Annotated in this window: 7 protein-coding genes and 2 pseudogenes; 4 read left to right on the top strand and 5 right to left on the bottom strand. The window is 58.7% G+C overall.

Features of this window, described 5'->3' with window-relative positions:
- Both E0F99_RS27570 and E0F99_RS27560 read left to right on the top strand, forming a co-directional pair.
- The coding region (locus E0F99_RS27570) for an NUDIX hydrolase (RefSeq protein ID WP_479725195.1) at nucleotides 1–181 on the top strand (181 nt) is incomplete at its 5' end.
- 373 nt (nucleotides 182–554) lie between these two features.
- Nucleotides 555–725, top strand: coding sequence for a hypothetical protein (locus tag E0F99_RS27560; RefSeq protein ID WP_232000050.1), 171 nt, complete (start codon nucleotides 555–557; stop codon nucleotides 723–725).
- A gap of 493 nt (nucleotides 726–1,218) precedes the next feature.
- Here the strand turns inward: E0F99_RS27560 and E0F99_RS27555 are convergent, their stop codons facing one another.
- The gene (locus tag E0F99_RS27555) at nucleotides 1,219–1,467 is read right to left on the bottom strand and encodes a DUF1652 domain-containing protein (protein WP_083358094.1); all 249 of its coding nucleotides are present in this window, start codon (nucleotides 1,465–1,467) and stop codon (nucleotides 1,219–1,221) included.
- A gap of 246 nt (nucleotides 1,468–1,713) precedes the next feature.
- Here E0F99_RS27555 and E0F99_RS27550 point away from each other — a divergent pair, with 246 nt between their 5' ends.
- Nucleotides 1,714–2,658, top strand: coding sequence for a sensor domain-containing diguanylate cyclase (locus tag E0F99_RS27550; RefSeq protein ID WP_083358093.1), 945 nt, complete (start codon nucleotides 1,714–1,716; stop codon nucleotides 2,656–2,658).
- A gap of 530 nt (nucleotides 2,659–3,188) precedes the next feature.
- On the opposite strand, the gene E0F99_RS27540 is transcribed toward E0F99_RS27550, so the two are convergent.
- The 4 genes and pseudogenes from E0F99_RS27540 to E0F99_RS27525 all read right to left on the bottom strand — a co-directional run.
- Nucleotides 3,189–3,635: a GNAT family N-acetyltransferase gene (locus E0F99_RS27540; RefSeq protein WP_083358091.1), complete on the bottom strand. Its 447-nt coding sequence runs from the start codon at nucleotides 3,633–3,635 to the stop codon at nucleotides 3,189–3,191.
- A gap of 86 nt (nucleotides 3,636–3,721) precedes the next feature.
- Nucleotides 3,722–4,081 (bottom strand): annotated as a pseudogene (locus tag E0F99_RS27535) (helix-turn-helix transcriptional regulator); the annotation flags it as partial.
- Nucleotides 4,082–4,250: 169 nt separating this feature from the next.
- Nucleotides 4,251–4,580: a hypothetical protein gene (locus tag E0F99_RS27530; RefSeq protein WP_083358090.1), complete on the bottom strand. Its 330-nt coding sequence runs from the start codon at nucleotides 4,578–4,580 to the stop codon at nucleotides 4,251–4,253.
- Nucleotides 4,581–4,737: 157 nt separating this feature from the next.
- Nucleotides 4,738–5,178 (bottom strand): annotated as a pseudogene (locus E0F99_RS27525) (TonB-dependent receptor domain-containing protein); the annotation flags it as partial.
- A 218-nt stretch (nucleotides 5,179–5,396) separates the two neighbouring features.
- On the opposite strand from E0F99_RS27525, the gene E0F99_RS27520 reads away from it, so the two are divergent.
- A partial coding sequence (locus E0F99_RS27520; RefSeq protein WP_165447647.1) for a DUF6531 domain-containing protein occupies nucleotides 5,397–7,665 on the top strand: 2,269 nt, incomplete at its 3' end.

The raw sequence follows: 7,665 nt of genomic DNA, 5'->3' as shown, positions 1-7,665 counted from the left end.
GGAACTCAAGGCACGCGACACCGTGCACCATGTGTTCGAGGCCTCGGTGGTAAATATCGCCGACGCGCGGCCGCGTAACGAGATCGTCGCTTGCCGTTGGCACGCCTATGGCGCCCTGGACGAACTGGACACCACCGACGCCACCCGGCACATCGTCAAGTCGTTCCTACGTCGCCTTTAATTGCGCGCTCTGCCCGTCTCGCCTCCCCCCACCATTTGCTTTCTGCCGTTCGACAAAGGATTTGACGAACGCGGCAGCGGCTGAAGATTTCGTCTTCGCTCGTCCAGCCTATTTAATCGGGCCATCGCCGACATTTACCTTTCCCTCGCGGGACGTTTCCGAGAAAATCCCAACCGGTTGTGCCTCCCAAATCAGCTGGCTAGTCTCCACCCGCTACTACCAATTCAGTGACCGGGTTTAGCAGCCCGCCTCAAGCGCACAAATACGCCGCGTATAAGCGCGCGCTGGATCACTATCTCTCCCCTGCTCCCTCGCCCGATACGCTAGAACCGATCTGTTCACCGTTGACCCTGAAACCCGTTTTGAAAGTGCTTTGGTGCATGCCAGCAGCTTGTTGTACTGTGCTTCGGCCACAGCGCAAGAGGCTGGCGAGCGATTGGACGGGACGTCGGCAGACGCTGGTGATTTCGGTGCTGCACCTGGTGGACATGGCGAGGGCTTTGATGGATCGAGCGGTGGCGTGTGTAGAACCGGGTTGAGGTAAGGTAGACCGAGGCGCCTGCATCGCAGGCAAGCCAGTTCCCACAGAAAAGCAGCGCATTGAGTGGTGGCAGCTAAACTCGGTCAAAATTGTGGGAACGGCGGTGCGACGATTCGACTTGCTCGCGAATGCGGTAGGTCAGTCAGCTTATTTGTAACTGAACCACCGCATTCGCGAGCAAGCCCGCTCCCACAGTTGGATCCCAGTACATCAGACAGAGTGTGTTGCTGTGCTTCTGCTTCTACCACTCAGGTGGTTGAGACGAGTATTACTCAGGGGATGGCGGCGCTTGATGAAATGTTTGAAAGCATTGCGACGGGTTTGTACAGGTGGCGGCGTTCAAGGAGTAACGCCGTACACACACTGAGGAAATATCATGACCCGTCGCCTTTATATGCTTCGTCAGCCTCAGCGGCTGTGTGATCGTGCCGGAACACCGGCATTGCTGCTGGCGCTACTACGGCGCAGTCGCAGCCCCAACAGCCACCGTCAACAGCTAGCCCATCGCAGCAAAACCACGACGCCCGGCCTTGATCTCGGTGCGCAATTCGCCAATCAGGTTGGCGATGGAACGGACGCTGTCCAGGCCCTGAGGTGATACCCGAGTCAGCAACAGGTCGACACGCCCGGAAGACGGCTCGAAAACGGTGATGCGCAGCGAGCCGTCGCTATTCAGGCTGCAATCACACGACAGCGGCAGGAAGCCTGAGGCCATGATGCGGTTGAGTTCGGTGATCGCAATCATGACAAGCCCCCGTCCCTGGGTTCGACCCTGAAGGTGTAATGCATCCAGCATAGATAAGCTTTTGCCGACGACTGAACAATTAATTAAAAAGTGATACGTGTGCCGCATTTCACCCCCTAAACGCTGGCTCTCTGGCGCCAAAACCCCAGCACGCGACCTCTCGTCTGCTGCGATGTCGAAGGCTTGACTCGCGGCGCCGTTCAAAACACGATCTTGGCTCTTTGCCATCACCCCGAGCAGCCTGCCATGAGCCTCATTCCACCGAGCCCGCCCGACAGTGACGTGTACAAAACACTGCTGGAATCGACCAAGGCTATCCCTTGGCGCATCGACTGGCAGACCATGACCTTCAGCTATATCGGCCCGCAGATCGAAGCGCTGCTAGGCTGGGCCCCGCAAAGTTGGGTGAGCGTGGACGACTGGGTCGAACGCATGCATCCGGACGACCGTGAATACGTGGTGAATTTTTGCGTGTCGCAATCGCGCGCCGGTGTGGATCACGAGGCCGATTACCGCGCGCTCACGGTAAATGGCGACTACGTGTGGATCCGCGACGTGGTGCATGTGGTGCGCCAGGGCGATGAAGTTGAAGCATTGATCGGCTTCATGTTCGATATCAGCGAGCGCAAGAAGACCGAAGAACACCTGATCCGCCTGCAGAAACAGCTGGAGGAATATTCCTTTCAGGACGGCCTCACCGGCATCGCCAACCGGCGCATGTTCGACACCGTGTTGGAGCGCGAATGGGCCAGCGCCCAGCGCAGCCAGCTGCCGCTGTCGTTGATCATCCTCGATATCGATTTTTTCAAGCAGTACAACGACCACTACGGCCATATCAAGGGCGACGAAGCCTTGCGCCAGGTGGCGCGCACCCTGTCGCTGGCGGCCAACCGGCCACGGGATTTCATTGCGCGTATCGGCGGCGAGGAGTTTGTGTGGTTGCTGCCGGAGACGGATGCGGCATCGGCGCGGCAGGTGGCACGGCGTTGCTTGCATCTGATTTGCCAGCAGCAGATCGAGCATGGCTTTTCAGCGGTTTCCAAGCTCCTGACCCTGAGCCTGGGGGTCGGTACGCATATCGTTACGCCCAACAGTAATATGCTGGCGTTTGTCGAGTCAGTGGATAAGTTGCTGTACCAGGCCAAACGTAATGGCCGTATGCGTGCCGAGTTTGCCGAGCATGAAGTTTGACGTTGCGGTCAAATTCCAGGCAAAAAAAATCCCAAGTAGCTGATGGAAACTTGGGATTTAAAAATGCATAAACCGTGGGAGGTGAACGCCCGGCTATAGTACCGACTGCCCAAAGCTGTAACAAGATTATTTTGATCCTTTCGTCGGATTAAAAGCGTCGTAAGTCATTCAATAACCACACCTTTTTTAAGGTAGAGAGGATTACAAGTGCCACTTTTTGGTGCAAGTACCGCTTATATTTCCTTGTCTTAAAAATGGTTATTAACTAATGCGATGTAACGTTGTTGGAGGACGGCCCATTGAGTTGACGGCACGTCTCGCGAAGTTCAGCGCTGTTTGACGCCGCCGCGCTGGCCACACGTTCCACTTGCCTGCAAAGGGCCAAACGCTCGACCGCGTCTGCCCGTTCCCGGTCAACTTGGGCATTAAGCCGCACAAAATAGCCACCCAGTAACACCGCGACGCACACAACCCCAATCGCAAAGTAGCGAAAGCTGCAGGACGAAGGGGCTGGTGATGGGTTCATAGTATTAAGGCACCCTGCGCTTCTCATAACGAACGTCGTCACCCTCAACGCGGTTAACCTTCGACCAGCCCAGCCGTTGGTAAAAACCGTTGGCGCGGATTTCATCGCGCCCGTTCGTGACCAGATACAGCGTGTCGTGGCGTTCAAACAAGGCGGCTTCCGCCACCGCCATCAAGCGGCGGCCCAGGCCACGGCCTTCGAAGCCGGGCTGTACGAACATCGCAAACACCTCGCCTGCGGCCAGGTCGACCATGGAAAAGGCAGCAGGCTGGCCTTCCACTTCAGCGACCCACACACAGGGCGCTTCACGAATGCTGTCCGCCAGCACCTGTGGGGTAATCCCCAAGTCGGTCATCTGTTCACGGCTCAGGTGGTTTTGCACCACCGAGGTGCGGATAGCGAAGAGCGTGTCGATATCGTCCAGCGTCGCCACGCGTATCAGCGTTTGCATACGGGCCTCCTGTTGAAGGATGCAATTGTATGCACATAGAAACATAAGGTTTGTGGTGGATTTGTAAAACGCCCGGCCTACAAGGGCTACGCCTGTTGCTGACGACGAAACTGCCCCGGCGCCAGGCCATGGGCCTTGCGGAAACAACGAGAAAAGTACGCCTCATCGGTAAACCCGCAGCGCTGGGCGATAACCCCGATCATCTGCGCACTGTTGAGCAACAAAGTGCGCGCCAATTGCATGCGGCGATCAAGTACCCATTGGGAGAACGGTTTGCCGGTCTCCTTGCGCAACAGGTGGGTGAGGTAGTTGGGCGACAGAAACGCAGCGGCGGCGGCCTCCGTCAGGTTGAGGGTCGGCTCGTGCAGATGCTCGCGGATATAGCCCTGCACGCGCGCCAAGGCATCCTTGCGCCCGCGCCCGGTCGCGTTGTTGGCGGCAAACGCGCCGCGCTGCCCTGGATGGCCAGCGATGGAGGCTGCTCGGGGATGAATACGTAATCAGTCATGGCCCGTGCCTCGTGGTTTACCTGGCGCCAGTATGGCGAGGCGCGCCGCAGCAAAGTTGGACAGGCTAACGCAGGTTTTGCACGGGCCGGTGTAAGGCGCTCACCGATTATTTACGCGCCACCTTATAGCGCACGCAATCTTGATAAAAGCTCCGGCGAATCGCCTCAGGCTTAAGCCGCGAACGGCTGTCATAGGTCTGTTCGGTGATGCCCATGGCCATCATGCGCATCCACGATTTGTTGAACCTGATGGTCTGGATCTTCTGTCGCGCGGCATACAGCGACACGCCCGACAGTTTGAGTTCCTGGGCCCTGGCGGCGGTGCCAGCGCCCCAACTGCACATGTACTTGTCACCCTCGCGCAGCTCCCGAGCCTGCACGGCAGCTGCGCCGCCTGCCAATGAGCAGGCGATCAGCATGATTCCCACAGTGCGCATTTGCTTCCTCACCTAACCATCTGAAAATAAAAGTGATTCTGGCGAGATTTTTGTTACAAAGGGGCCATTAAATTGCCTTATCAGCCGAGCAGAGCGAGCAAGCTCGCTCGCCACAAAAAGCTTGCTCATCCAGTTACCACTGATAAGCCGCACTCGCCTGCACAGTGCTGTTGGACTTGCTGGCGCGATTATCCAGGTAGGCGTAGGCCGCGGTGATGCCCAGGTTATCGTTGAGGCTGGCCTTACCTTCCAGTTCAAAGCCACGCGATTGCTGTTCGCCGTCCTGGATGCTGCAACGGCCGTTGCCACACAGATGGCTTGGGTCCGGGTCCATGGCCGGCACGTTGCTCTGGCGTAGGTCGAAAATCGCCGCCGTGATAAAGCTGTCGCTGTCGGGCGGCTGGTCCTTGATGCCGATTTCATACTGTTTGCCTTCGTTCGGTTTGAACACCGAACCGCCGTAACCCGTGCCCGATTGCGGGTTGAACGACTCTGCGTAGCTGGCATACGGCGCCAAACCGTTATCGAACAGATAGACCCCGCCGACGCGGCCGGTAAACGCCCTGCTATCCAGGGACGACTTGCTCTTGGCCCCGGAGCGGCCATGGGCGCAAATCGGGCAAGGATGAGAGTGGTTTTTATTTGCTGCGCTTTTGCGCAATCAGTTGCATCGCGTTTTTGTGTAGGCCTCCTGGCTAGTTCTTCGCGGTTTTTACCCGCTTAAAGTCGTCCTTTTCTGATTTTCCCAGCCGTTCATCCAGGCGCTTTTTCCTGCGGCATGCTCCGACGCCTTGCCCTTTTGCCGAGACGTCACGGATGACCAACGCTGCCCACATCGCCTTTATCGAACATGAACTCAACGGCTTCCATCAGAGCCTGGTCGAGTATCGCCAGCAGATGGGGGCCTGGTATGCGCGGGCGCTGGACTCGGTCAGCCACGCAACGGATATGCCGTCGTTGCTGGGCATGGATCGAGTGTTGCGGGTGGGGGCCTCACAGACCACGGCCAGCATGACCGACCCGGATGTTCTGGGCACCGTCGTCATGTGCCCGCTGGGCGGCGAGCTGAAGATCGAGAGCGTGTTCGAGTCGGTGTACGACGTCCCGATCGGTGGCATTCCGGTTGAGGTGATTGGGCTGGAGGACAGCAGTTCCACCGTTGTCATGCTCGATGAGCACGGCAAAGGCTCGCATACCTGCGTGGCTGGCGGGCGGTATCAGGTGCGGGTGCAGGGCGGCGCGTCGACTCAGCAGGTGGACGCGTTGTTTGCCTCCTACGCCGGGCTGACGGCGGACCTCGAACAATGGCTGCGCGAGCAATGGAACGACTTCAAACCCTATTGGCAGCAATCGACCGCCAGCGCGATGGGCAGCGGCGTGCTGGCGGGCAGCTGGGCGGCGATCCGCGACGTGTGGCACAGCATCAAGCTGGTGCAGGCGATTCTTGAAGACCCGCTGAAGTACGTCGAACAACTCGGTAGCGAGGCCGCCAAGTTGGCGCAGCTGGCCACCGATGCACCCAAGGTCATGGAAAAGGCCATGTTGCTCGCCAGCGATGAGGCCGCGTTGTACCTGATGGTGCGCACGGCAATGCTGTGGCTGGACGCACTGCCGCCTGGCGAGATCGCCGAGGCGGCGGCGGGGTTTGTGGTGTCGCTACTGATCGACCTGGTGATTAGCGCGGTGTTGATGATCGCACTGCCAGCGGCGGGTGTGGCGTATCTGAGCTTGCGGTTGGTCAAGTATGGCGCGCGGATACTTGAGGCTGCGGTTGGTTTTGTCAGGAGCCTGCTGGCGATTCTGACTCAGTTTATGCAGGCAGTGGATCGCTATAAGGCGGTGGCGGTTCGCGGCGTGGTCGGTGGGCTGAAGCAAGGCACGATGCAGATGCGCTGGCGGGCGCGGCAGAACGCGGTGTTGAAGCACAAAGAGCATGTGGATGATGTGCCTGCCTCGGCGAAGAATCCGCAGGGAGATGCAGCGGCGCCTGCGGACAAGACCGCCACTAATGGTTGCCCGGTGTCGATGGTCACCGGCGAGGAATTGCTGACCCTCACTGACGGTGCACTGGACGGGATTTTACCGTTTGAGTGGACGCGCTTGTACCGCACCAGTGCGGTGGAAGTGGATTGTGGGCTGGGGTTTGGTTGGAGTCACTCTCTGGCGCAGCGGCTGGTGGTTGGCGGTGATTCGGTGGTTTGGACGGATCATGAAAATCGCAGTACTGAGTTTCCGTTGCCTACTGTGGCTCGGCCCGCGATTACCAACAGCTTGGCCGAGGCGGCGATTTACTTGGGGGCGCTGCCTGATGAATGGGTGCTGGCCCAGGCGTCACGGTTTTATCACTTTCGCGACGGTGTGCTGACGGCGATCAGTGATGCGTATGACAACCGGCTGCGGATTTTTCGTGATCGTTTGGGGCGGATTGAGCGGCTGGATAACGGCGTAGGCCGGTGTTTGTTTTTGCGCTACGAACGGGGCCGCATTGTGGCGGTGGACTATCAGGTTCATCGCGCCAAAGGGCGTGAGCCGTATGTGTGGGTGACCGAGCAGAACGTCGTTTCCTACAGCTATGACGAGACGGGCCGACTGGTTTCAGCGACTAATGCTGTCGGTGAAAGCGAGGTTTATCGGTACGACGATCAGCACGTCATTCTTGAGCGGCAGCTGGCCGGTGGGGCGAGTTTCTTTTGGGAGTGGGAACGGGCTGGTAAGGCGGCGCGGTGTGTCCGGCATTGGGCCAGTTTTTCGCAGATGGACACGCGCTATGCGTGGGAGGACGGCGGCAAAGTCACGGTTCATAACGCGGATGGCAGCCAGGAAGTTTACGTCCATGACCAGCGGGCGCGGCTGGTGCAGCGGGTCGATCCGGATGGCGCTGAGCATTTCAAATCCTACGACGCCAAGGGCCGGCTGACGGTTGAGCAGGACCCGCTGGGGGCGGTGACGGCGTATCAGTACGACGAAGCCGGGCGTTTGGTGGCGCTGTTTCCTGGCGAGGATGAACCGACTTCCTACGAGCATGATAATGGGTTCGTACGGGTCGTACGGCGTGGTGAGGCGGTTTGGAAGTACGAGCGTAATG

The organism is Pseudomonas antarctica (assembly GCF_900624995.1).
Lineage (GTDB): Bacteria > Pseudomonadota > Gammaproteobacteria > Pseudomonadales > Pseudomonadaceae > Aquipseudomonas > Aquipseudomonas antarctica.
The sequence above is the reverse complement of the archived record's forward strand: the minus strand, read 5'-3'. Positions and strand labels throughout refer to the sequence as shown.

Coding starts and splice junctions, on each gene's coding strand:
- E0F99_RS27555 (WP_083358094.1), bottom strand. CDS start 1,467: ATGATTGCGATCACCGAACTCAACCGCATCATGGCCTCAGGCTTCCTG.
- E0F99_RS27550 (WP_083358093.1), top strand. CDS start 1,714: ATGAGCCTCATTCCACCGAGCCCGCCCGACAGTGACGTGTACAAAACA.
- E0F99_RS27540 (WP_083358091.1), bottom strand. CDS start 3,635: ATGCAAACGCTGATACGCGTGGCGACGCTGGACGATATCGACACGCTC.
- E0F99_RS27530 (WP_083358090.1), bottom strand. CDS start 4,580: ATGCGCACTGTGGGAATCATGCTGATCGCCTGCTCATTGGCAGGCGGC.